The organism is Mesorhizobium sp. M0909 (assembly GCF_040319515.1).
Taxonomy (GTDB): Bacteria; Pseudomonadota; Alphaproteobacteria; order Rhizobiales; family Rhizobiaceae; genus Mesorhizobium.
Window position 1 is genome coordinate 220766 of sequence record NZ_JAMYOA010000001.1, and the last position, 23022, is coordinate 243787.

Annotated in this window: 19 protein-coding genes; 15 read left to right on the plus strand and 4 right to left on the minus strand. The window is 62.8% G+C overall.

Translation table 11 applies throughout. The annotated features are described in order from the left end of the window. Positions 1–267: 267 nt before the first annotated feature. The 8 genes from tolQ to ftsH all read left to right on the plus strand — a co-directional run bounded on the left by tolQ (position 268) and on the right by ftsH (position 9647). Positions 268–978, plus strand: a complete 711-nt coding sequence (gene tolQ, locus NKH83_RS01115; protein WP_254816465.1) for a protein TolQ — start codon at positions 268–270, stop codon at positions 976–978. Between the two features lie 9 nt (positions 979–987). Further along, on the plus strand, positions 988–1446 hold the full coding sequence (gene tolR, locus NKH83_RS01120; protein ID WP_352476103.1) for a protein TolR: 459 nt from the start codon (positions 988–990) through the stop codon (positions 1444–1446). A gap of 7 nt (positions 1447–1453) precedes the next feature. After that, entirely contained in the window at positions 1454–2620 is a 1167-nt protein-coding gene (gene tolA, locus NKH83_RS01125) for a cell envelope integrity protein TolA (protein WP_352801677.1), read from the plus strand. 28 nt (positions 2621–2648) lie between these two features. Continuing rightward, positions 2649–3959: a Tol-Pal system beta propeller repeat protein TolB gene (gene tolB / locus NKH83_RS01130; RefSeq protein ID WP_352476105.1), complete on the plus strand. Its 1311-nt coding sequence runs from the start codon at positions 2649–2651 to the stop codon at positions 3957–3959. Positions 3960–4243: 284 nt separating this feature from the next. Next, positions 4244–4750 carry a peptidoglycan-associated lipoprotein Pal gene (gene pal, locus NKH83_RS01135; protein WP_352476106.1) on the plus strand — a complete coding sequence of 169 codons (507 nt, stop codon included), beginning with the start codon at positions 4244–4246 and terminating at the stop codon, positions 4748–4750. Positions 4751–4938: 188 nt separating this feature from the next. After that, positions 4939–6054, plus strand: a complete 1116-nt coding sequence (ybgF, locus tag NKH83_RS01140) for a tol-pal system protein YbgF (protein ID WP_352476107.1) — start codon at positions 4939–4941, stop codon at positions 6052–6054. 54 nt (positions 6055–6108) lie between these two features. Continuing rightward, positions 6109–7617: a tRNA lysidine(34) synthetase TilS gene (gene tilS / locus NKH83_RS01145; protein WP_352801680.1), complete on the plus strand. Its 1509-nt coding sequence runs from the start codon at positions 6109–6111 to the stop codon at positions 7615–7617. 104 nt (positions 7618–7721) lie between these two features. Continuing rightward, a complete protein-coding gene (gene ftsH, locus NKH83_RS01150; protein ID WP_352476109.1) occupies positions 7722–9647 on the plus strand; it encodes an ATP-dependent zinc metalloprotease FtsH in 1926 nt (641 codons plus the stop codon). A 407-nt stretch (positions 9648–10054) separates the two neighbouring features. On the opposite strand, the gene NKH83_RS01155 is transcribed toward ftsH, so the two are convergent. Further along, positions 10055–11044, minus strand: coding sequence for a hypothetical protein (locus NKH83_RS01155; protein ID WP_352737787.1), 990 nt, complete (start codon positions 11042–11044; stop codon positions 10055–10057). Between the two features lie 534 nt (positions 11045–11578). Here NKH83_RS01155 and glmM point away from each other — a divergent pair. The 5 genes from glmM (at position 11579) to serA (ending at position 18010) form a co-directional block, all read left to right on the plus strand. Continuing rightward, complete coding sequence (gene glmM, locus NKH83_RS01160) at positions 11579–12931, plus strand: phosphoglucosamine mutase (protein ID WP_254816475.1); 1353 nt, start codon at positions 11579–11581, stop codon at positions 12929–12931. Positions 12932–13153: 222 nt separating this feature from the next. Continuing rightward, positions 13154–13987, plus strand: coding sequence for an outer membrane protein (locus NKH83_RS01165; RefSeq protein ID WP_352801683.1), 834 nt, complete (start codon positions 13154–13156; stop codon positions 13985–13987). 234 nt (positions 13988–14221) lie between these two features. Continuing rightward, positions 14222–14968: an outer membrane protein gene (locus NKH83_RS01170; protein WP_352801685.1), complete on the plus strand. Its 747-nt coding sequence runs from the start codon at positions 14222–14224 to the stop codon at positions 14966–14968. Positions 14969–15165: 197 nt separating this feature from the next. Beyond that, entirely contained in the window at positions 15166–16341 is a 1176-nt protein-coding gene (locus NKH83_RS01175) for a phosphoserine transaminase (RefSeq protein ID WP_352801687.1), read from the plus strand. A gap of 67 nt (positions 16342–16408) precedes the next feature. After that, positions 16409–18010: a phosphoglycerate dehydrogenase gene (gene serA, locus NKH83_RS01180; RefSeq protein ID WP_352801689.1), complete on the plus strand. Its 1602-nt coding sequence runs from the start codon at positions 16409–16411 to the stop codon at positions 18008–18010. A gap of 84 nt (positions 18011–18094) precedes the next feature. Here serA and NKH83_RS01185 read toward each other — a convergent pair whose 3' ends face one another. After that, a complete protein-coding gene (locus tag NKH83_RS01185) occupies positions 18095–18997 on the minus strand; it encodes a DMT family transporter (RefSeq protein WP_352801691.1) in 903 nt (300 codons plus the stop codon). 321 nt (positions 18998–19318) lie between these two features. Here NKH83_RS01185 and NKH83_RS01190 point away from each other — a divergent pair, with 321 nt between their 5' ends. Next, complete coding sequence (locus NKH83_RS01190; RefSeq protein ID WP_352801693.1) at positions 19319–20617, plus strand: adenylosuccinate synthase; 1299 nt, start codon at positions 19319–19321, stop codon at positions 20615–20617. Positions 20618–20691: 74 nt separating this feature from the next. After that, positions 20692–22374 (plus strand): hypothetical protein, encoded by a 1683-nt coding sequence (locus NKH83_RS01195; protein ID WP_352801694.1) that lies wholly within the window; start codon positions 20692–20694, stop codon positions 22372–22374. Positions 22375–22405: 31 nt separating this feature from the next. On the opposite strand, the gene NKH83_RS01200 is transcribed toward NKH83_RS01195, so the two are convergent. Both NKH83_RS01200 and NKH83_RS01205 read right to left on the minus strand, forming a co-directional pair. Further along, positions 22406–22705, minus strand: a complete 300-nt coding sequence (locus tag NKH83_RS01200; RefSeq protein ID WP_352801696.1) for a CcdB family protein — start codon at positions 22703–22705, stop codon at positions 22406–22408. Beyond that, the gene (locus NKH83_RS01205; RefSeq protein ID WP_254816484.1) at positions 22705–22947 is read right to left on the minus strand and encodes a type II toxin-antitoxin system CcdA family antitoxin; all 243 of its coding nucleotides are present in this window, start codon (positions 22945–22947) and stop codon (positions 22705–22707) included. Before NKH83_RS01205 ends, NKH83_RS01200 begins: the two co-directional genes overlap by 1 nt. Positions 22948–23022 lie beyond the last annotated feature (75 nt).

Consider the following 23022-nt stretch of genomic DNA (forward strand, 5'->3'; position numbering starts at 1 on the left):
CCTGATCGGGCGAGGATCGCCGGGCGGCTCGTCGGGGCGCGGCAATGCGCCGCGCTGTACGTCATAACCCATCCTTAACCATAACGGTCCATTAAGGGATTGGTTAAGATTGGGAGAATCCAAGCGCCTTCCTTTCACCAATATTTGCCCCGAAAAGGCCGCCAACGGTGCATTTGGGGTTATTCCGCAAGCTTAACGCGAACGGACCACAAGGGATGCCCATGGGCCAGCCGCCAGCCACGCCCGGAAAATCTTTAAGGACGTAACATGGAAAACATCGCTCTCGCCGAACCGGGCGCGCATTTATCGATTTGGGCCTTGTTCATGCAGGCCGGTTGGGTGGTCAAGCTGGTCATGATCGGCTTGCTCTGCGCCTCGATCTGGACCTGGGCAATCATCGTCGACAAGCTCGTCGCCTATGCCCGCATGCGGCTGGCGCTCAACCGCTTCGAGCAGGTGTTCTGGTCGGGACAGTCGCTGGAAGAGCTTTACCGCACGCTCGCCGACCGCAAGACGACCGGCATGAGCGCGATCTTCGTCGCCGCCATGCGCGAATGGAAGAAAAGCTTCGAGAAGGGCGCGAAATCGCCGCTCGGCCTGCAGACCCGCATCGACAAGGCAATGGATCTGGCGTTGACCCGCGAAATGGAAAAGCTGGAAGGGCGGCTCGGGTTTCTCGCCACCACCGGCTCGGCGGCGCCCTTCATCGGCCTGTTCGGCACGGTTATCGGCATCATGACCTCGTTCCAGGCGATCGCAGCCTCGAAGAACACCAGCCTGTCGGTGGTCGCGCCCGGCATCGCCGAAGCGCTGCTGGCGACGGCCATCGGCCTGCTCGCCGCCATTCCCGCCGTCATCGCCTATAACAAGCTGTCGTCGGACGCGAGCAAGATCGCGGTGCGCATGGAAGGCTTCGCGGATGAGTTCTCCGCCATACTCTCGCGCCAAATCGATGAAAAAGTCGCGCAGAAGGCCTGAGGAACGATCATGGGAATGTCCGTAAGCGCAGGTGGCGGAGGACGCGGCGGGCGCGGCCACAGGCGGCGCGGCCGCCATCACGCCTTGATATCGGAGATCAACGTCACGCCGATGGTCGACGTGATGCTGGTGCTGCTGATCATCTTCATGGTCGCGGCGCCGCTGCTGACGGTCGGCGTGCCAGTCGACCTGCCGGAGACGAAGGCCAAGGCGATGAACGCCGATACCCAGCCAATCACGATCACGATCGACGGCATGGGAAAGATTTTCCTGCAGGAGACCGAAATTCCGCAGGAGGACTTGATCGCCAAGCTGCAGGCGATTTCCAAGACCGGCTACGAGGAGCGCATCTTCATCCGCGGCGACAAGGCTACCAACTATGGCGCCGCGATGGAAGTGATGGGTCTCATCCAGGACGCCGGCTACAAGAATTTAGGCCTGCTTTCGCTGCCGAAACAGGATCAATAGACGCAAGATGAAGACCGGCCTCACCACATCGGTGATCTTGCATACGGTGGCAATCGCCTTCGGCCTGTTCACGCTGTCGGCGCCGGCTGCGCTTCCGTCGTCCGATGTCGAGTCGGTCGCAGTGGACATTGTGCCGATGGAGGCCGTCTCGCAGGTTTTGCAGGGCGACAAGAAAGCCGTGATGCACGAAAAACCGGCGCCGCTGCCGACACAGCGTCCCGACATCGTACCCGATGCCCAGAAAGTCGGAGAAAACAGCGTCGATACCGACAAGCCGCCGACGCCTGAGGCCAAGCCCAAGCCGGTCGATATGACGGCGGCTCCGCCACCCGCGCCGACCCCGGTCGAGAAGCCGAAGACCGAAGACGTGCCGAAGCCGCCGGAAAAGCCGAAGCCTATTCCCGCAACGGAGGTAGCGCCGGTGCCGCAGCCGAAGGAAGAGGTCAAACCCGAACCGGTCAAGCAGACCGATCCCAAGCCGACGCCGGCCAAGGAGCCGACGCCCACGCCGCCGCAGGACAAGACCGCCGCGATCGATCCGCAGCCTGAGGTCAAGCCGGATGCCGTCGCCGAGGCGATTGCCAAGCAACCGCCGACCGAGGAGGCGCAGCTTCCGGACTCGGCGCCGGCGCCTGAGGCCCGGCCGAAGCCGCAGCCGGCCCAGGCCGAAAGCGCGAAGGCGCCGGAGCGCAAGGACACCAACAAGCCGGTCAAGGAAGCCTCCTCCAGGCCGAAATCGGACGACAAGCAATTCAATGCAGATGAGATTTCGGCGCTGCTCGACAAACAGAAACCGTCCGGCGGCGGCGCCAAGCGCTCGACCCAGCAGGCTTCGCTCGGCGGCGAGAAGAACCAAGGCACCAAACTCTCGCAGAGCGAGCTTGATGGCCTGAAGGCCCAGATCAAACGCTGCTGGAGTGTGACACCCGGCACATTCGATGGCGACAGCCAAAAAGTCACCATCAGGATGAAGCTCACGCAAAATGGCGAGATCGACGGCGCTCCGGAAGTCGGATCCGCGGGCGATGGCTCAATGGGCTCCCGAGTCGCCTCGGAAGCAGCCCGGCGCGCAGTGCTGCGATGTGCGCCCTACAATCTGCCCGTCGCAAAATATGACGGCGAGGTGGGATGGAACGAGGTCGAGGTCAATTTCATCCCCAGCGACATGTATTGATTGCCGAGAGAACAACGAGGCTGAACGAATGAAGAAGTTGCTTACGACGCTGATACTGATCGGCACGATTGCGACCGCCATGAGCGGGCTCGCCACGCTGCCGGCAAAGGCGTTGGTCCAGCTCGACTTGACTCAACCCAATATCGAGCCTCTGCCGATCGCCATCACCGACTTTCAATCGGGCGACGCATTGGGCGCGGAGATATCGGGGATCGTCATCGACGATCTGAAGCGCTCGGGCCTGTTTGCTCCGATCGACAAGAGCGCTTTCATTGAAAAAATCTCCAACCCGGATGCCACGCCCCGCTTCGAGGACTGGAAGGTAATCAACGCCCAGGCTTTGGTCACCGGCAGCGTCGGCAAGGAAGCCGACGGCCGCATCCGCGCCCAGTACCGGCTGTGGGACGCCTTTGCCGGCCAGCAGCTCTCGGGCGAACAGTTCTTCGCCAACGACGCCAATACCAGGCGCGTCGGCCATATCATCGCCGATGCGATCTACGAGCGGCTGACCGGCGAGAAGGGCTATTTCGACACGCGCGTCGTCTTCATCGACGAGTCCGGTGCCAAGAATGCGCGCAAGAAGCGGCTTGCCATCATGGACCAGGACGGCGCCAACGTCCGCTATCTCTCGAACGGCAAATCGATCGTGCTGACGCCGCGCTTTTCGCCGAACCGGCAGGAAATCACCTACATGTCCTATGAAAGCGGTCAGCCGCGGGTGTACCTGCTGCAGATCGAGACGGGGCAGCGCGAGCTGGTCGGCAATTTCCCCGGCATGACGTTTGCGCCGCGCTTTTCGCCGGATGGCCAGAAGGTAATAATGAGCCTTCTGCGCGACGACGGAAATTCCAACATCTTCGCCATGGACCTGAGAAGCCGCTCGACGACCAGGCTCACCAATTCGACCGCCATCGATACCTCGCCATCCTACTCGCCTGACGGCAGCAAGGTGGTGTTCACGTCGGACCGCGGCGGCCGCGCGCAGATCTATGTGATGGGCGCCGACGGCTCGGGCCAGACCCGCATCTCGTTCGGCGACGGCGTCTATTCGACGCCGGTGTGGTCGCCGCGCGGCGATCTCATCGCCTTCACCAAGCAGACCGGCGGCGAATTCCAGATCGGCGTCATGCGCACCGACGGTTCGGGTGAGCGCATCCTGTCCACCGGCTTTCAGCAGGAGGGGCCGACCTGGGCACCCAACGGCCGGGTGCTGATGTTCTTCCGTGATTCCAATGGCGGACCAAAACTTGTTTCGGTCGATCTCACCGGCCGCAACGAACAGCCGATCCCGACGGCGAACTTCGCCTCGGATCCGGCCTGGTCGCCGCTGCTGGAATAGTCCCGGGCAAGGATGTTCTACTTGAGCATCCTTTGTTCCCAGTTGCACGCCGGCAACGGTGCCCGAAAAGCGCCGTTTCCGGCCTTGTTTTCACCCCTTGGTCGCGTTTTGGCCGCATTTCCGCCTACGGTCCGCGCTCATTGTCGCCCTTGAGTAGCCCTCGGCAGAACGGTTGCGGACGGCAGCCGAAACCAAATTTTAACCGTGTTTCTTGAGCGTCGGTTAACCCAAACGTGGTTACTGGACGATCAATGAAATCACTCGAATTGCGAAGGAGAGGCGGCATGGGCCGTATCGCAGCACTTACCACAAACCCGGTCATGATCGCGCTGGTCGCGATACTCGCGATCACCGGTTGCGCCTCGAAGAAGACGCCGAACAGCGCCGCCGATCTCGGCCTCAACGGCGCCGGCGCGGCAACGCCCGGGTCGGCCCAGGACTTTACCGTCAATATCGGCGACCGCATCTTCTTCGACACCGATTCGTCCTCGATCCGCGCCGACGCGCAGACGACGCTGTCGCGCCAGGCGCAGTGGCTGAACCAGTACAAGCAGTATGCCATCGTCATCGAAGGCCATGCCGACGAGCGCGGCACGCGCGAATACAATCTGGCGCTCGGCGCCCGCCGTGCTGCCGCCACCCGCGACTTCCTGGTCGCCAAGGGTGTTTCGGCGCAGCGCCTGAAGACTATTTCCTACGGCAAGGAGCGTCCGGTCGCGGTTTGCGACGACATCTCCTGCTGGTCGCAGAACCGCCGCGCCGTGACCACACTGAGCGGCGCCGGCTCCTGATCGGCAAAAATGCAACACTTGATGCGAAAGGCGGCCGCAGGGCCGCCTTTTTCGTATCTGCTCGCTCCAAACAAAATTTGGCCGAAGTCTCACGTCCTGTTAAGAGCCGAGAGCGTCTGGCCAGTCCCCAGTTGGCTGGTCTACTTCGAGTGAGAGGCGCGCAACAATGGTTTCACGGCGAGAGGCACATGCATTTCAGATCGGTCTTGAGCGGCACGCTTGCGCTGCTGCTCGTATCAAGTATCGCGGCACTTGCTGACGGTATCGGGGCAAACGGCACCGAGCAGTCATCGCAAAGCGGTTTTTCCTTCCATCTGCCGACGATCAAACTGCCCGGCATTTTCGGCGAAAGGAAAAAGCCGGATCAGGTTCAATTCGCGCAACAGGATGGCACCGGCACTCCGGCGCTGGAGGAACAGCTCCGGCAGATGAACGGCAAGATCGAGGAACTCAATTTCCAGGTCCTGCAGATGCAGGAGCAGATCCGCAAGCAGCAGGAAGACAACGAATTCCGTTTCCAGCAGTTGGAAGGCGGTCCGCAAGGCGCGCAGCAGCCGGCCGGGCAGAAGAAGTCCGAGGCCGCGCCTAGCAGCGACAGCCCCAACGGCGACGGTAACATGGCGGAGGCGCCGGCAACGCAGGCTCCGGCCGACGCGGGCAAGGCAGCAGACGGCGGCAAAAGCGTCGAGGACGTCATCATCGAATCGCCCAACGGCGATCCCGGCAAGCTGATCCCTGGCGCGCCGCCCAAGACGTTCGGCACCATCACCGTCGACAAAAACGGCAATGTCGTCGAAGCCGATGGCAATGCGCAGGCGAACGCGCCGTCGCAGAATACGGCCCCAGCCAACGGCGCCAGCGCGGCTGGCAACAAGGCCGGTAAATCCGACGACACGGTGGTCGCGGCACTCCCATCGACCAACGACCCGGAGGAGCTTTACCGCAACTCTTACCAGTTCATCCTGTCGGGCGACTACAGCACCGCCGAACAGGGTTTCCGCGATCACATCGCCCGTTTTCCCCGGGACGCCAAAGCGGCGGATGCGCATTACTGGCTTGGTGAATCGCTGCTCGGCCAGCAGAAATACCGCGATGCGGCCGAGATTTTCCTCGCTGCCAGCAAGGACTATCCGAAGGCCAAGAAGGCGCCCGACATGCTGCTGAAGCTCGGCGTTTCACTGGTCGGGCTGAAACAGCGCGACGTGGCCTGTGCCACTTTCAGCGAGATCGGCAAGCGCTACCCTGATATTTCCGGCGCGCTCAAGGAGCGGGTCAAGCAGGAAAGGGCACTCGCGGCGTGCTAGTTTTTCCGTTGCGTGTCGTTGCCGCAAAACCGGGCCCACGCTTGGGCGACATGCATGACGCTCGACACCGAGCCTGACCTTTCGGATTTTTCGCGGATCGACTTTTCCAACGGCGCTGTTGCGGCCGTATCCGGCGGCAGCGACTCGACCGCCCTTCTCCTCCTCCTCAAAGCCCATCTCGACCGTAACGCCCCGGCAACGAAATTGCTGGCGGTAACGATCGATCATCGATTGCGGCCGCAAGCGGCAGCGGAAGCGCAAGCCGTGGCCAGGCTGTGCGCGGCGCGCGGTATTGCCCATCGCGTCCTCGCCTGGTCGGGGCGCAAACCATCGACCGGCCTGCCCGCCGCCGCGCGCGAAGCCCGATACCGGCTGCTCGCCGAGGCCGCCGAAGCGGCAGGCATCGGCCTGATCCTGACTGGCCACACCGCCGACGACCAGGCCGAGACCGTGCTGATGCGGCAAGCGCGGGACGAGCGGGCGCGGGACGAGTGGGCACGTGACGAGTGGGCACGTGACGAGCGGCCAAGTGACAAGCGGCCAAGTGATGGAGGGCAAAGCGACGACGGGCGGCGCGAGGAAGGGCGGGGTCTTGCCGGCATGGCGCCGGCAACCCTCTACGACTGGCGGCACTGGATCGTGCGGCCACTGCTCGGCGTAAGGCGTGAGGCACTGCGCGAATTCCTGCGGCGTGAACAGGTTGCCTGGATCGAAGATCCGACCAATGCCGACACCGCTTTCGAGCGGCCGCGCGTCCGCGCAGCACTTGCCGAAGGCGATGGTGCGCCTCGTGTGGCTGAAGCGATAGCGCTGGCCAGAAAGGTGGCGGCCGAGCGTGAGCAACTGGGACGCCGCGCGGCCATGCTGATCCGCAGCTTGGCCTCCAGGCCAGCCGCCGGCCTCGTCCGCCTCGACCGGGATTTTGCGACTGAAAGCGACAGCGGGGCGGCCATTTATGCGCTGCGCATTCTGCTGGCGGCGACCGGCGGCACAGCCTTCCTTCCCGACCAGGCCCGCAGCGAAGCCCTTTTCGGCCGGCTCCGCACCGGGCCGCTTTGTGCCACATTGTCGCGGACCGTGATCGATGCCCGGCGTACCGGTATCTTTCTGCATCGCGAATTGCGCGATCTGCCGCCCGCTGTCGAGGTTTCCGACAATGCGCTTTGGGACGGCCGCAGACGGATCACATTGGGCGACAGTTCAGGTGCATTGTTGATCGCGCCGCTGTTGGTAGCACCGCTCGGGGCGGCTCTTGCCGCAAAGCGGGCAATTGCCGGGCATGGCACGCCGGCAAGCCTTGTACGCGCGGCCCTGGCCGCCGAGCCGGCGCTATGGCGGGATGGCGAATGCCTTGGTCTGCCTGGGGAAGGCCCGGGTTTGCCCGGGGAAGGCCCGATGCCGGCTGCTGTCGCCGAATATCCGGCAGTCGCGCCCTTCGCCCGTTTCCTGCCGTCCTTCGATCTGGCGCCGGCCGATGCCGTCGCCGCCTTGCTTGGCGCGGCGCCGGTTCCAGCCTCGCCATTCGGCGGCCACAGTGCCGGCCTACCACGGGCGAAAGCTTAACCGAGACCTGCTGTTATGCTTGGCAAGGGGAGACGCTCTCCCTATGTTAGGCCAAGTTTCCTCTCACGACGCGTGTCCGCCCAGCGGCGCCAACGGGACAATTGATGAATCCGAATTATCGCAACCTCGCGCTCTGGGCGATCATAGCGGTCCTGCTCATCGCTCTCTTCAATCTTTTCCAGACGCCGCAGACGCGTGGGGCCTCGAGCGATGTCCCCTATTCGCAGTTCCTGCAGGAAGTCGCCGCCGGACGGATCAAGTCGGTGACCATCGCCGGCGCCCGTATCTCCGGCAATTACACGGACAGCTCCAACGGTTTCCAGACCTATTCGCCTGGGGACCCGTCACTGGTTTCGCGTCTGCAGGACAAGAACGTCACCATCAATGCGCGTCCTGAATCCGACGGCTCCAATTCGCTGTTCGGCACCCTGATCTCCTGGCTGCCGATGATCCTCATCCTCGGCGTCTGGATATTCTTCATGCGCCAGATGCAGTCCGGTTCCGGCCGTGCCATGGGCTTCGGCAAGTCGAAGGCCAAGCTGTTGACCGAAGCGCATGGCCGCGTCACCTTTCAGGACGTCGCCGGCGTGGATGAAGCCAAGCAAGATCTGGAAGAGATCGTCGAGTTCCTGCGCGACCCGCAGAAATTCCAGCGGCTCGGCGGCAAGATCCCGCGCGGCGTGCTGCTCGTCGGTCCTCCCGGAACCGGCAAGACGCTGCTCGCCCGCTCGGTCGCCGGTGAAGCCAACGTGCCGTTCTTCACCATTTCGGGCTCGGACTTTGTCGAGATGTTCGTCGGCGTCGGCGCAAGCCGCGTCCGCGACATGTTCGACCAGGCCAAGAAGAATGCGCCTTGCATCATCTTCATCGACGAAATCGACGCGGTCGGCCGCCATCGCGGTGCCGGCCTCGGCGGCGGCAATGACGAACGCGAGCAGACGCTGAACCAGCTGCTGGTCGAGATGGATGGCTTCGAATCCAACGAAAGCATCATCCTGATCGCCGCCACCAACCGGCCCGACGTGCTCGATCCGGCGCTGCTCAGGCCGGGCCGCTTCGATCGCCAGGTGGTGGTCCCGAACCCCGACATCGTCGGCCGCGAGAAGATCCTGAAGGTGCATGTGCGCAACGTGCCGCTGGCGCCCAACGTCGACCTCAAGGTGATCGCGCGCGGCACGCCGGGCTTTTCCGGCGCCGACCTGATGAACCTGGTCAACGAGTCCGCCCTGATGGCGGCGCGGCGCAACAAACGCCTCGTCACCATGGCCGAATTCGAGGACGCCAAGGACAAGATCATGATGGGCGCCGAGCGCCGCTCGTCGGCGATGACGCAAGCCGAGAAGGAGCTGACCGCCTATCACGAGGCCGGCCACGCCATCCTGGCGCTCAACGTGCCGTCAGCCGATCCGCTGCACAAGGCGACCATCATTCCGCGCGGCCGGGCACTCGGCATGGTCATGCAGCTGCCGGAAGGCGACCGCTATTCGATGAGCTACAAATACATGATCTCGCGCCTCGCCATCATGATGGGCGGCCGTGTCGCCGAGGAGTTCAAGTTCGGCAAGGAGAACATCACCTCGGGCGCCTCCTCCGATATCGAGCAGGCGACCAAGCTGGCGCGCGCCATGGTGACGCGCTGGGGCTTCTCCGACAAGCTCGGCCATGTCGCCTATGGCGACAACCAGGAGGAGGTGTTCCTCGGCCATTCGGTGGCGCGCACGCAGAACATCTCGGAAGAGACGGCGCAGATCATCGACGCCGAAGTGCGCCGGCTGATCGACGAGGCTTATTCGACGGCAAGGTCAATCCTGACCAAGAAAAAGAAGGAATGGATCGCGCTGGCGCAAGGCCTGCTCGAATACGAGACGCTGTCGGGCGAGGAGATCAAGCAACTGATCGCCGGCAATAAGCCCGCACGCGACCTCGGCGATGACACGCCGCCGAGCCGTGGCTCGGCCGTACCAAAGTCTGGCCGCCGCAAGAAGGGTCCCGAGCCCGAAGGCGGCATGGAACCCCAGCCGTCAAGCTAGGGACAGGACAGATCGACTTCGAAACGCCGCGGGCTCTAGCCGCGGCGTTTCCTTTTGATGTTCGCGAGGCGCAAAAGCTGCCGATCTCCCTACTTGTGGGCAGGGCTATCGCAGGTGGAAAGCCGAGGCTTTCGCCCTACGATGACCCCTAACTCCTCCTCACAAAGAGAGGGAGACTTGGCGCCGACCCTGGGCAAATTGCCTGCCGTTCGGCGCAAGGGCTCAACGGCGCCGACGACCCGCCCTCCGAGGCGGGTTTTTTGCTTCCGGCGGCGGACAGAGGGAGCGAAGGAACGCGATCTGACAGTTGGTCCTACCTCGGAAGGCCCTCTCACTTGTTCGGTAATAACAAAAAAGCCCGCGAACCTTGCGGCTCGCGGGCCCCTATCGTCAGATGATGGCGCCGGTCAGCTCTTCAGCTTGGCGTTGCAGAGGCTGTAGAAGCCGCCGCCCTTCTGGATCCACCTGAGGCCGCCCAGCGTGTTGGCGTCCTTGTTCGCGTAATAGAGGTCGAGGCAGGTGTGCATGCGGCCCTTGGCCGGGGTCTCGGTTGCATACTTCTTGGAGATCGCCGTCGGGAATTTCACGCCCTGGGGGGCGGTGATGGTCGGCGGCTGCGGATCGCCGGTATACTTGGCATCGGGAGCCGGCAGGGTGTCGTCGTCGGCTGCGCCGGCGCCGCATTGGCTCTTGCGGAAGTCGTTCCACTTCATGCCGTTCAGCGTGTTGCCGGCCTTGGCAGCCTGATATTTGGCGCTGCAATCCGCCATGCTGAGGCCTTTGCCGGAATCGGTCGCCGCGGCCGTCGCCGCCTCGGCAGGTGCCGCGGCAGGCTGTGCCGCTGCAGTTGCGCCGGCGGCGCATTCACTCTTGCGGAAGTCGTTCCATTTCATGCCGTTGAGGGTGCCGGCAGCCTTGGCGGCCTGGTATTTGGTGCTGCATTCCTTGGCCGTCAGGCCCGGCGCAGCGTCATCGTCGGCGGCTGCCGCAGCCTTGGTCGTGGCGGCGGGTTGTGCGGCTGCCGTCGCGTCGGCGGCGCACTGGGTCTTGCGGAAATCGTTCCACTTCATGCCGTTCAGCGTGCCGGCGGCTTTTGCCGCCTGGTACTTGGTGCTGCACTCCTTCGCCGTCAGGCCCGGGGCCGCATCGTCGCCGGCGGCTGCCTTGGTGGTGTCAGTGGCCTTGGCCGGGGCGGTGTCGGTCGTAGCGGCGGTGGCATCGGTGCCGCATTGCGCCTTGCGGAACTGGTTCCAGTTCTGCCCGCCAAGCGTTCCCGCATCCTTCGCCGCGTTATACTTGGTGCTGCACTCGGCCATGGTCAGCGCATTGGCAGGCGCCGCCAGGAACAAGGTCGCGACGGCAAGACCCGTCAAAGTGGCAAGTCGGTGGATGAGCATGCGTTTTCTCCCTGTGGCAGTTCATGATATGTCCCAGTGCAGCAATAGCGCTCAACGGCTGGTTGCGCCAGATGCTAAGTAGCGTAGAGACAAATTTAGAAGTGCATTCTTTTCTTTAAGGTGATGAATTCGTTGCCGGGACCGTCTCCCAGCCAAGTTCGTCCGGGTGCATTGCACGGAAAGCGCGCATATGGCTGGTTCCCAGCGAGGCCACTGCGTCACATGAGGGACGGTCAAATCGGCAGGTGCGGCGGACCTGAGCCTACCGCTGTCTGGAGCCGCACGATGCGGACGCGGGTTCAAGGCCACACTGTCACAGACCAAAGGATCCAGATGAGTTTGAGTTGACGTTTCTGATGCTGCTGCCGCAACAAGGGCTCGGAACTTGAAAATCAACATACTAGCGTGGCGCAAAACACACAAAACAACAATTTTCTAAGGATTGGTCGTCCATAATCATACAATGTGATGACGGGGCTTGGGCCATTTTATGGCATGAGATGCTCGGAAAGAACCATCGGGAAGCTGGCGAACATGGCAGGACATTATTTCGGTACGGACGGCATTCGTGGGCGAGCCAACAAGTTTCCAATGACCGCGGAGGTCGCCATGCGGGTCGGCATGGCCGCCGGCCTCTCGTTCCAGCGCGGCAGCCACCGCCACCGCGTCGTGCTCGGCAAGGATACCAGGCTTTCCGGCTACATGATCGAGAACGCGATGGTATCCGGCCTGTGCGCCGCCGGCATGGATGTCTTCCTGCTCGGCCCGATCCCGACGCCCGCTGTTGCCATGCTGGTGCGCTCGCTGCGCGCCGATATCGGGGTGATGATCTCTGCCTCGCACAACCCCTATTACGACAACGGCATCAAGCTGTTCGGCCCCGATGGCTACAAGCTGTCCGATGAGATCGAGGAGCGTATCGAGGGGATGCTCGACAAGGATATCGAATTGGCGCTCGCTGATTCCGATGGGCTCGGCCGCGCCAAACGCGTCGACGGCGTGCATGACCGCTATATCGAATTCGCCAAGCGCACACTGCCGCGCTCGATGTCGCTGTCGGGCCTGCGCATCGTCGTCGATTGCGCCAACGGCGCCGCCTACAAAGTGGCGCCCGACGCGCTGTGGGAACTCGGCGCCGAGGTCGTCGCCATCAATGTCGAGCCGAACGGCTTCAACATTAACAAGGAATGCGGCTCGACTCATCCGGCCGGCCTGCAAAAGAAGGTGCACGAGGTGCGCGCCGATATCGGCATCGCGCTCGACGGCGATGCCGACCGCGTCGTCATCGTCGATGAAAACGGCGCGATCGTCGATGGCGACCAGATCATGGCGCTGATTGCCGAGTCCTGGCACCAGAGCGGACGGCTGGCCGGCGGCGGCGTCGTCTCGACGGTAATGTCCAATCTCGGCCTCGAACGCTTCCTCGGCGACATGAACCTGCAGTTGCATCGCACCAAGGTCGGCGACCGCTATGTCGTCGAGCACATGCGTGCCCATGGGCTCAATATCGGCGGCGAACAGTCGGGTCACATCGTGCTGTCCGACTTTTCGACCACCGGCGACGGCCTTGTTTCGGCGCTGCAGGTGCTCGCCTGCATCAAGCGGCAGAACCGGCCGGTGAGCGAACTGTCGAAGAAGTTCGAGCCGGTGCCGCAGTTGTTGAAGAATGTGCATATTTCCGGCGGCAAGCCGCTCGAGGAGGCGCCGGTCAAGGCAGCGATCGAAGATGCGCGCAATCGCCTCGGCAAGGCCGGGCGTCTGGTCATCCGGCCATCCGGCACGGAGCCGCTCATCCGCGTCATGGCGGAAGGCGACGACCCACAACTTGTCGAATCCGTCGTCAACGACATCGTCGAGGTCATTTCGGAAACGCGCAGCGCCGCCTGATCCCTTTTGCCAGCTTGAAAAGCCCGCCTTCCGGCGGGCTTTTTCGTGTGTCCGCACGCCAAATCATTGGCGGAAATGAGGTGAAAATCCTGAAAGATTTGGAGATTCATGGTTAAGCGATAGGGTTAAACGCGTTTTAACTTTTCCAAATCATTATCCACGACTGAAGCCAATCAGATTCGGACGCGTTCGCTGTGCCGAGGGTTCTCAGGGGTGACAAGCATGTTCAATACAACAAGAATGGCCGTCTTTGCCGCGCTACTCGCGGGCGTGGCCGGACCAGTGTTCGCCGCCGACTTCGTCGAGCCGCCCGTGGTCGAGCCGGCCCCGCCGCCGGCCGTCTACGAGCAGCCGGTCGAATATGGCGGCTGGTACATTCGCGGCGACATCGACTACCACTGGTCGAAGTTTCGAGGCGGCGACTACATCACCTACGGGGCGGATCCAGGCACCGGCCGCTTTGACAGCGGCGAGCTGGATGGCGCCTTCTCGGCCGGCGCCGGCGTCGGTTACCAGATCAACCGGCACTTCCGCACCGACCTGACCGCGGACTGGATGAGCAAATCCGATTTCCGCGGCTCGACGACCGGCATCTGCCTCGATGGGGATCCCTGTACTTCGACCGATAGGTCGTCTTATACGGCGCTGCTGCTGCTCGCCAATGCCTATGTCGATATCGGCACCTGGCACGGCATCACGCCCTATGTCGGCGCCGGCATCGGCGGCGCCTGGGTCAGGTGGGATAAGCTCCACAACACTATTGAAGACGGCGAATTCTCCCACAATGGCGGCAAGGGCTGGCGCTTTGCCTATGCGGCGATGGCGGGCGCCTCCTACTGCCTGACCGATCGCGTCAAGCTCGATCTCGGCTACCGCTTCAGCCATATCGAGGGCGGCAAGATGTTCGACTTCGCCAGCAATGTCGGTCCCGGCCGTGACGAGGGCTTCAATGTGCACGAAGTGCGCGGCGGCCTGCGCTACCAGTTCGGCAGGTCAGATTGCGCTCCGCCCCCGGAGCCGTATGTTCCGGAACCGGAGCCTGTTTACACCAAGTAGTTGTTTCTGAAATCCAGGAATTCGTCGACCGCCCGGCTGATGCCGGGCGGTTCCGTTTTGGCTGCCTACAGATCCTGCGGCGCTCTGGAACACCGCCCAACTCGAGAAGCGAAAGCGGATCAAATCAATTGCTAACGCCTTGTTATCCTTAACCCGCACTTAACCACTATGGTTAACAATGCTCTCTGAAACGGCGCGCGATTGCGAATGCGCCAAGTTCGGGAGCCGAGGACCATGACATCCAAATCGCCTGTAGCACTGGCGCTAGCAGCAGTCGTCCTGATGCCGCTGACGCCGGCGCTTGGTGCCGATTACGAACCGCCGGTCTATGTCGACCAGGCGCCCGACTATGTACCGGTCGAGGTTGGCTCGGGATGGTATCTGCGCGGCGATGTCTCCTATCTGGTGCAGAAGAGCTTCAGGGATGAGGATTTCGCCTTCACGCCCGCGAGCTTCGACGAAAAGGAAGATCCCATCTTCGCCAGCATTGGCTTCGGCTACCATTTCAACGACTATCTGCGCGCCGATCTCAATGCCGGCTATCTGCCCGGCAACAAGATCGAGGTCGGCTATAACGGAACGACCGTGGCATCGGCGACCCTGAAGAACTATGCCTTCTCAGGCATACTCAATGGCTATGTCGACCTTGGCACCTATGTCGGAATCACGCCTTATCTCGGCGCTGGTGTCGGTATCCTCCAGAGCAAGCGCCGCCTGTCGGCGAGCTACTTCACCGCCAACGCCGACCCCACCGACGATTTCGTCCTGCGTGACAACAAGACCCAATACTCCTTCGCCTACACGCTGAATGCCGGCCTTGCCTACCAAGTGTCCAAGAATGTCTCAGTCGATGTGGGCTATCAGTATTTCTCCGCACCCGACGCCGAATATGTGACGGCCGAAAGCCTGACTTCTTATCCGATCCGCAAAGGGATCAATAATCACCAGGTCAAAGTCGGACTGCGATACGACCTCTGGTAGGCTCGATCGAAGCTGAGGCGTGAACAATGGCGGGTCTTTGGCCCGCCGTTTGCGTTGTGGCACTTTTTTGCCAAAGGCAGCCGGTATCCCGACAGCGACAAAAACTTTCCCCTTGACGCCGAAAGCCTGAACGCATATCGCCGTCCGTGGGCCACCCCTCCCCAACGAGGGGCCACTATCTGGAAGGATAGACCACGATGCCGACGCATACTAAGCCCGGACTCCGTCCGGCAAATCCCAATTTTTCCTCAGGTCCCTGTGCAAAACGCCCCGGCTGGTCGGTCGAGGCGCTCAAAAATGCCGCGCTCGGGCGCTCGCACCGTGCCAAGATCGGCAAGACCAAGCTCGAACAAGCGATCGAGCTGACGCGGGAAATCCTCCAGGTTCCGGCGGATTACCGCATCGGCATCGTGCCGGCCTCGGATACCGGCGCGGTCGAAATGGCGCTGTGGTCGCTGCTCGGCGAACGCGGCGTCGACATGGTCGCCTGGGAGAGCTTCGGCTCCGGCTGGGTCACCGATGTGGTCAAGCAGCTGAGGCTCGCCGATGTTCGCAGGTTAGAGGCGGACTACGGCGTGCTGCCCGACCTGACCAAAATCGATTTCGACCGCGACGTGGTCTTCACCTGGAACGGCACGACGTCGGGCGTGCGCGTGCCGAACGGCGATTTCATCCCGGCCACCCGCAAGGGCCTGACCATCTGCGACGCCACTTCGGCGGCCTTTGCGCAAAAGCTCGATTTTCAGAAACTCGACGTCGTCACCTTCTCCTGGCAGAAGGTCCTGGGCGGTGAAGGCGCGCACGGTATGCTGATCCTCAGCCCGCGCGCCGTCGAACGGCTGGAAAGCTACAAGCCGGCCTGGCCACTGCCGAAGATCTTCCGTCTCACCTCGGGCGGCAAGCTGATCGAAGGCATCTTCAAGGGCGAGACCATCAACACGCCGTCTATGCTGTGCGTCGAGGACTATCTCGACGCGCTGCGTTGGGCGCAGTCGATCGGTGGCCTCGACGCGCTGGTCACCAGAGCGGATGCCAACGCCGCTGTTCTCGATCGCTTTGTCCGGAAATCTTCCTGGCTCGGCCATCTTGCCGTCGACCCGGCGACGCGTTCGAACACATCGGTCTGCCTTTCATTCACCGATCCGGATGTCGCTGCACTCAACGCCGATGGACAGGCTGCGTTCGCCAAGACAATCGTCTCGGCGCTCGACAAGGAAGGCGTCGCCTACGACATCGGCGCCTACCGCGATGCACCGCCCGGCCTGCGCATCTGGTGCGGCGCGACAGTCGAGACCTCCGATCTCGAAGCGCTGCTGCCCTGGCTCGACTGGGCCTTTGCCGCGCAAAAGGCGTCGCTGAAGGCAGCCGCCTGAGTTTTCCTGTGGCGGCTCTCGGGCCGCCATCCCCAAGCGGATCAAATCATAATTGAAGGAGGCCGCCATGGCGCCCCGCGTTCTCGTCTCAGACAAGCTTTCCACCACCGCCGTGCAGATCTTCAGGGATCGCGGCATCGAGGTCGACTATTTGCCGGATCTCGGCAAGGACAAGGAAAAACTGCTCGAAGTGATCGGCCAGTATGATGGGCTGGCCATCCGCTCGGCGACAAAGGTGACGGAGAAGCTGATCAACGCCGCGACCAGGCTGAAGGTCGTGGGCCGCGCCGGCATCGGCGTCGACAATGTCGACATCCCGGCGGCGAGCCGCAAGGGCATCATCGTGATGAACACGCCTTTCGGCAATTCGATCACCACCGCCGAGCATGCCGTCGCCATGATCTTCGCGCTGGCCCGCCAGATACCGGAGGCCAACGCCTCGACCCATGCCGGCAAATGGGAAAAGAACCGCTTCATGGGCGTCGAGATCACCGGCAAGACGCTCGGCATCATCGGTTGCGGCAATATCGGCTCGATCGTCGCTACGCGCGGCGTCGGTCTGAAGATGCACGTCGTCGCCTTCGATCCGTTCCTGTCGGACAGCCGCGCCGAGGAACTCGGTGTCGAAAAGGTCGAGCTCGACGAGCTGTTCGCCCGTGCCGACTTCATCACGCTGCACACACCGCTTACCGACAAGACACGCAACATCATCGACGCCGCGGCGATCGCAAAGATGAAGACCGGCGTGCGTATCATCAACTGCGCCCGTGGCGGACTGATCGTCGAGGCCGACCTGATCGCGGCCTTGAAGAGCGGCAAGGTGGCCGGCGCCGGCATCGACGTGTTCGAGGTCGAACCGGCGGAGAACAACGCGCTGTTCGGCATGGAGAATGTGGTGGCGACGCCGCATCTCGGTGCCTCGACGATGGAGGCACAGGAGAACGTCGCGCTGCAGGTCGCCGAGCAGATGTCGGACTATCTGATCAAGGGGGCCGTTTCCAATGCCATCAACATGCCGTCGATCACCGCCGAGGAAGCACCGCGGCTGAAACCTTTCGTCAAGCTCGCCGAAGTGCTCGGCGCCTTTGTCGGACAGGTCACCGAGGATCCGATCAAGGAGGTCGAGATCCTGTTCGATGGCTCGACCGCGACGATGAATACGCGGGCGCTGATCAGCGCCACTCTTGCCGGGCTGATCCGGCCGCAGGTCGCCGACGTCAACATGGTGTCGGCGCCGATCATGGTGAAGGAGCGCGGCATCATCGTCGCCGAGGTCAAGCGCGACAAGTCGGGCGTGTTCGACGGCTATATCAAGCTAACGGTCAAGACCGAGCACAGGACGCGCTCGATCGCCGGCACCTGTTTTTCGGACGGCAAGCCGCGCTTCATCCAGATCAAGGGCATCAATCTCGACGCCGAGGTCGGTCAGCACATGCTCTACACGACCAATGCCGACGCGCCCGGCATCATCGGCCTGCTCGGCACGGTGTGCGGCGAGAACGGCGTCAACATCGCCAATTTCCAGCTCGGCCGCAACCGGCCGGGCGGCGATGCCATTGCGTTGCTCTATCTCGATGCGCCGTTCCCGGAAGACGTGTTGGCGCAGGTGCGCTCGCACAAGTCGATCGACTCGGCCAAGCGGCTGCATTTCGACGTCGGCGCGGCCTGAAATTCGATCGCCCCGTGTGCAGCAGCACGCAGGGCGCTTCCATGGTCGTTGACGGACCGCAGTGAACCGTCGCGGCAAGCGACTTCATTCAGCAGCGGATACCGCCATCTTCCGTCCGCTGTATTCGGCGAGGCTGATGCCGCCCAGCACCAGTGCGAGAGCCAGCGCCTGATAAAGCTGGAATGTCTCACCGACAATCAGCACCGACAGCAGCGTACCGAAGATCGGCACCAGATTGATGAACAGGCCGGCCCGGTTGGCGCCGATCAGCTCGTTGCCCCTGATATAGAAGATCTGCGAGATGACCGAAGCACCGATGGCGGTATAGAACGCGACAGCCCAGCCGCGGGCGTCGGGGACGATGACCTTGCCGGCGGCAATCTCCCACAGGAAGAAAGGCAGCGATGTGATGAGTGCGGCAACCGACAGCGCCAGCATCAGGCTCTGCCAGCGGATGACCGGCTTCAGCCGCAACCCCACCGAATAGAAGGAGTAGCAAAGCACGGCCACCAGCATGATAGCGTCGCCGAAGTTGAGATCCAGCTTGAGAAGCTGGCGCAGGTCGCCATGGCTCGCCGTCACCGCGACGCCGATGATGGTCAGCACGACGCCAGCGATCTGCACCCGGTTCACCCGCAGACGAAACAGCACGAAATTGGCGATGATGATCACGATCGGTATCGCCGCCTGCTCGATCGAGACGTTGATCGCCGTCGTGTAGTTGAGCGCCGTGTAGAAGATCGCATTGAAAAAGGCGAAGCCGCAAGCGCCGAGCCCGCCAAGCAGCAACCAGTGCCGACGCACCACTGGCCAGTCCTCGTGCAGCGTTCGCCAGCCGATCGGCAGCAGGATCAGAACGGCTAGAATCCAGCGCAGGAAGACCAGCGTCATCGGTGAAATGTGGTCGACCGCCAGCTTGCCGGCCACGGAGTTGCCGCCCCACAGCAAGGTGGTGAACAGCAGGAACAGGTAGGCGGCTCGATGCATCGTGACATTCCGGCCAGGCAGAGGGAATTTGACGTCGGTGTGGGACTATTGCGACCGCTAGCCCAAGTAAATGATGTCAAAGGCGAAAATTGTTGTGCCTCGGAGCGTTTTGGGCGGCAAAGAGTGGTCGCGCTCGCCGGGTCTTGACGCTATAGAGCGACGTGCGTGCAATTGGACGCTACAAGTACGCGTCGGAAGGCTCTAATCCTCGCGTCGTGCTTTTCCGAAAATCGATTTCGATTTTGGGGGCCGATGCGATAGAGGCCTGTCGTTTCGAACTGTTTTCAAGCTGCTCGTGCGGCGTCTCAAGGGAAAAGAAATATGGCCAATGTGGTGGTCGTCGGCTCGCAATGGGGCGATGAGGGCAAAGGCAAGATCGTAGACTGGCTGTCGGAGCGCGCCGACGTTGTCGTGCGCTTCCAAGGCGGCCACAATGCCGGCCACACGCTGGTCGTCGACGGCAAGGTCTACAAGCTGTCGCTGCTGCCGTCCGGCGTGGTGCGGCAAGGCAAGCTGTCCATCATCGGCAATGGCGTCGTCTTCGATCCGCACGCTTTCGTCGCGGAGGTTGCGAAATTGAAGGCGCAGGGCGTCGAGGTGACGCCAGACCGCCTGAAAATAGCCGAAAACACCGCGCTTATCCTGTCCTTGCACCGGGAGCTGGACGGATTCCGCGAGGACGCCGCGTCCAATTCCGGAACGAAGATCGGCACGACCCGCCGCGGTATCGGTCCCGCCTACGAAGACAAGGTGGGCCGGCGCGCGGTCAGGGTGATGGATTTGGCGGATTTGGAAACGCTACCCTTGAAGGTCGACAGGCTGCTGACGCACCACAATGGGCTGCGGCGCGGGCTTGGCCATGCCGAAGTCACGCATGAGGCGATCATGAGCGAGCTGATTTCCGTCGCTGACGAGATCCTGCCCTATATGGACCGCGTCTGGAAAATCCTCGACGACAAGCGCCGCGCCGGCGAGCGCATCCTGTTCGAGGGCGCGCAAGGCACGTTGCTCGACATCGATCATGGCACCTATCCGTTCGTCACCTCGTCAAATACCGTTGCCGGCCAGGCCGCTGCCGGGTCCGGTGTCGGCCCGGGCGCCATCGGCTATGTGCTCGGCATCACCAAGGCCTATACCACGCGTGTTGGCGAAGGCCCGTTTCCGACCGAGCAGAAGAACGAGATCGGCGAGTTCCTGGGCACGCGTGGCCATGAATTCGGCGTCGTCACCGGCCGCAAGCGCCGCTGCGGCTGGTTCGATGCCGTGCTGGTCCGCCAGGCCGTCGCCGTCAACGGCATCAAGGGCATTGCGCTGACCAAGCTCGATGTGCTCGATGGGCTGGACGAGATCAAGGTCTGTACCGGCTACCGACTCGACGGCGAGGCGATAGATTACCTGCCGGCCAGCCAGGGTGCGCAGGCCCGCGTCGAACCGGTCTACGAAACGTTGGAGGGGTGGAAAGGTACCACCGCCGGCGCGCGCAGCTGGAACGATCTGCCGGCCCAGGCGGTGAAGTACGTCCGCCACATCGAAGAGCTGATCGGCGCGCCGGTCGCACTCCTTTCCACCAGCCCTGAACGGGACGACACGATACTTGTGACCGATCCGTTTCAAGACTAGTTTCTCAGCCTTTCCGGGCATTGCGGCTGATTTGCGGGGGCCGGCCCAGAAACAAACTGCAGGTCGACTGAAGCATGGTAGATTTTGTTGGTGCCCTGAAAAAGACGCTAGACAAGCTTGATAAGCCGTCGGCGGAAGTGCGCGCCAAAGTGTATGACATGGCGCGTTCGACGATCGCGAAGAAAATTGCCGAACGCGATCCGCCGTTTGCGCCGTCGGATGTCGCCAGGCAGAAGCGCGCACTCGAAGACGCCATCGCAAGCGTTGAGCGAGAATATGCTAAACCGGCACCCGCATCCGATCCGCTGGCGGAACTGGAGGACATCTTCTCCTCCATCGACCGCAACAAGAACCAGCCCAGCCATGTCCGGCAGCCGGCAAAGACCGAGCCAGCAACGACCGGGCCAGCAAAGACCGGGCCGGCCCAGACTGGGCCGGCATGGCAGTCCACGCCCGCCAAGGCGGTGCCGAACTGGCAAAAGCCGCAGCCCGTCGCTCTTCCTCAAGAGCGCGCTGGTCCGCCGCCGTCCGATATGGATCTTCCGACGGCCGATGACCAAGACAGCGTTTTTCGGGGCGACGACTTTTCCAACGACGGCGGCCCCGCGGAGGACAGGTTCCAGCGACTCCATCCTGCCGAGCGCAGGCGCAGCTATGGCGGCGTGATCGCCGCCGCCATTGCCCTGCTGGTCATTGCCGGTGGCGGTTATGGCATCTGGCTGAACAAGGATGCGTTCGGCAGCATGCTCGGCCTCGACGAGACCAAAGCCGTCGCCACCGAACCGCTGGTAAAACCAGCCCCGGCCAAGCCGGTGGCCGATGCGGCCGTACCGGCCGCCGCGCCTCCGACGGAGGCCGGCGAGGGCGCGAAGTTCACGCAGCGCCTTACGCCCGAGGGCCACGAAGTCGATCCCGGCCCCGCGGCCGGGCAGGCGGGCATCGGCGAAGGCGAATCCGTCGCCGCACTGACCACGCCGCCGTCGGCCGCTCAAGCGCCGGCCACCTCGGCACCCGCCGCACCGGCACCGGCCGCACCCGCCGACACGCAAGGCACGGCCAATGCTCCAGCAGTCGATGGGTCGGCTGCGCCAACGCCCGCAACGCCGCCCGATGCTGCAGCTACTCCGCCAGCCCCTGCAACGGCCGCCCCACCGCCCGCGACGGCAGCGGCACCGACGGCAGTTCCGCCGCAAGCCGCGTTGGCCGTCGGCCAGAAGGCGATCTTCTACGAGGAGCGCACCAGCACCGCTCAAGGCTCGGCCGAGCCCGGCAACATCGTCTGGTCGCTGGTGCAGGAATCGCCCGGCGGCGACCTGCCGCCAGAGCCGGCGATCCGTGCCGAGGCAACCATTCCAGGCAAGGATATCCAGTTGCGCATGACGATCCGTCGCAACACCGACCAGACGCTGCCGGCCAGTCACATCATCGAGATGATCTTCCTGACGCCTAATGGCTTCGAGGGCGGCGGTGTCGACAACATCTTGCGTGTCGCCATGAAGGGCTCCGAGCAGGATGCCGGCAGCCCGCTGATCGGCATCCCGGCCAAGATCGCCGACGGTTTCTTCCTGGTTGCGCTCAACGACACCAAGGCGGATGAAGACGCCAATCTGACCTTGCTCAGAGGTCAGGACTGGATTGACGTGCCGGTCGTCTACAAGACCGGGCGGCGGGCGCTGCTCACCATGGAAAAGGGAATTCCCGGCGAGAAGGTGTTCGACGAGGCGCTGAAGGCCTGGCAGACAAAGACGGCGGGGTGAGGCCGGCTCACCAGCCCAACGCCTCCTTGGCTCAGAAGCCTTGGAACAGCATGTCGAGCGCGCTCACGATGTCTTCGTGATGCCTGGTCAGATTCAGTCGGCTCTCGCCCAATTCCGTCGCCGCAACCGTGGCGATCAAATGGGTGGCCATGACCAATTTCCGACCATTGATCTCGAAAACGGGATGGAGCCTTCGCATTGGTGATGGCGCCATCGCAACCGGCAGCAGCGGGACGACCACCCGGGTCTTGAAGTGGTCGAGCAGATCGGCCTGGACGTCGAGGAGATAGCCGCCTTCGATGCTACTCGCGAAGACGTCGTAGCGCGCCATCAGAATTGCCGATGTTCTGCCAGCGGAATACCGTGTTTTTCGACATATTCGTTCCACGCATCTATCGTCGCGCGGTTCTCAAGCTTCCACAGCCGCGTCTTCTCGGCGGCCACTGCCTCTGCGATGCCGGCTTCAGCGGCGCGCGAGACATTCACATCGAGCCCCTTGGCTTCCTTCATGAGCTTTGAGTCGATCGACAGATTTGCCGGCTGACGAACCGCATTCACAGCTATCTTGCGCATGATCACCTCCGCAGCATGCGCATAATATATGCGCACTCCTGTCTAGCCGCAACGACAAGGTGCTTGAACTCGCGA

Excerpts from the sequence above, each read along its gene's own strand:
- NKH83_RS01175 (WP_352801687.1), top strand. The coding sequence starts at position 15,166 with ATGCCGACGCATACTAAGCCCGGACTCCGTCCGGCAAATCCCAATTTT.
- NKH83_RS01205 (WP_254816484.1), bottom strand. The coding sequence starts at position 22,947 with ATGCGCAAGATAGCTGTGAATGCGGTTCGTCAGCCGGCAAATCTGTCG.
- tolA (WP_352801677.1), top strand. The coding sequence starts at position 1,454 with ATGAAGACCGGCCTCACCACATCGGTGATCTTGCATACGGTGGCAATC.
- NKH83_RS01200 (WP_352801696.1), bottom strand. The coding sequence starts at position 22,705 with ATGGCGCGCTACGACGTCTTCGCGAGTAGCATCGAAGGCGGCTATCTC.
- glmM (WP_254816475.1), top strand. The coding sequence starts at position 11,579 with ATGGCAGGACATTATTTCGGTACGGACGGCATTCGTGGGCGAGCCAAC.
- tolQ (WP_254816465.1), top strand. The coding sequence starts at position 268 with ATGGAAAACATCGCTCTCGCCGAACCGGGCGCGCATTTATCGATTTGG.
- tilS (WP_352801680.1), top strand. The coding sequence starts at position 6,109 with ATGACGCTCGACACCGAGCCTGACCTTTCGGATTTTTCGCGGATCGAC.
- NKH83_RS01170 (WP_352801685.1), top strand. The coding sequence starts at position 14,222 with ATGACATCCAAATCGCCTGTAGCACTGGCGCTAGCAGCAGTCGTCCTG.
- NKH83_RS01155 (WP_352737787.1), bottom strand. The coding sequence starts at position 11,044 with ATGCTCATCCACCGACTTGCCACTTTGACGGGTCTTGCCGTCGCGACC.
- tolB (WP_352476105.1), top strand. The coding sequence starts at position 2,649 with ATGAAGAAGTTGCTTACGACGCTGATACTGATCGGCACGATTGCGACC.
- NKH83_RS01185 (WP_352801691.1), bottom strand. The coding sequence starts at position 18,997 with ATGCATCGAGCCGCCTACCTGTTCCTGCTGTTCACCACCTTGCTGTGG.
- serA (WP_352801689.1), top strand. The coding sequence starts at position 16,409 with ATGGCGCCCCGCGTTCTCGTCTCAGACAAGCTTTCCACCACCGCCGTG.
- NKH83_RS01190 (WP_352801693.1), top strand. The coding sequence starts at position 19,319 with ATGGCCAATGTGGTGGTCGTCGGCTCGCAATGGGGCGATGAGGGCAAA.
- tolR (WP_352476103.1), top strand. The coding sequence starts at position 988 with ATGGGAATGTCCGTAAGCGCAGGTGGCGGAGGACGCGGCGGGCGCGGC.
- pal (WP_352476106.1), top strand. The coding sequence starts at position 4,244 with ATGGGCCGTATCGCAGCACTTACCACAAACCCGGTCATGATCGCGCTG.
- NKH83_RS01165 (WP_352801683.1), top strand. The coding sequence starts at position 13,154 with ATGTTCAATACAACAAGAATGGCCGTCTTTGCCGCGCTACTCGCGGGC.
- NKH83_RS01195 (WP_352801694.1), top strand. The coding sequence starts at position 20,692 with ATGGTAGATTTTGTTGGTGCCCTGAAAAAGACGCTAGACAAGCTTGAT.
- ftsH (WP_352476109.1), top strand. The coding sequence starts at position 7,722 with ATGAATCCGAATTATCGCAACCTCGCGCTCTGGGCGATCATAGCGGTC.
- ybgF (WP_352476107.1), top strand. The coding sequence starts at position 4,939 with ATGCATTTCAGATCGGTCTTGAGCGGCACGCTTGCGCTGCTGCTCGTA.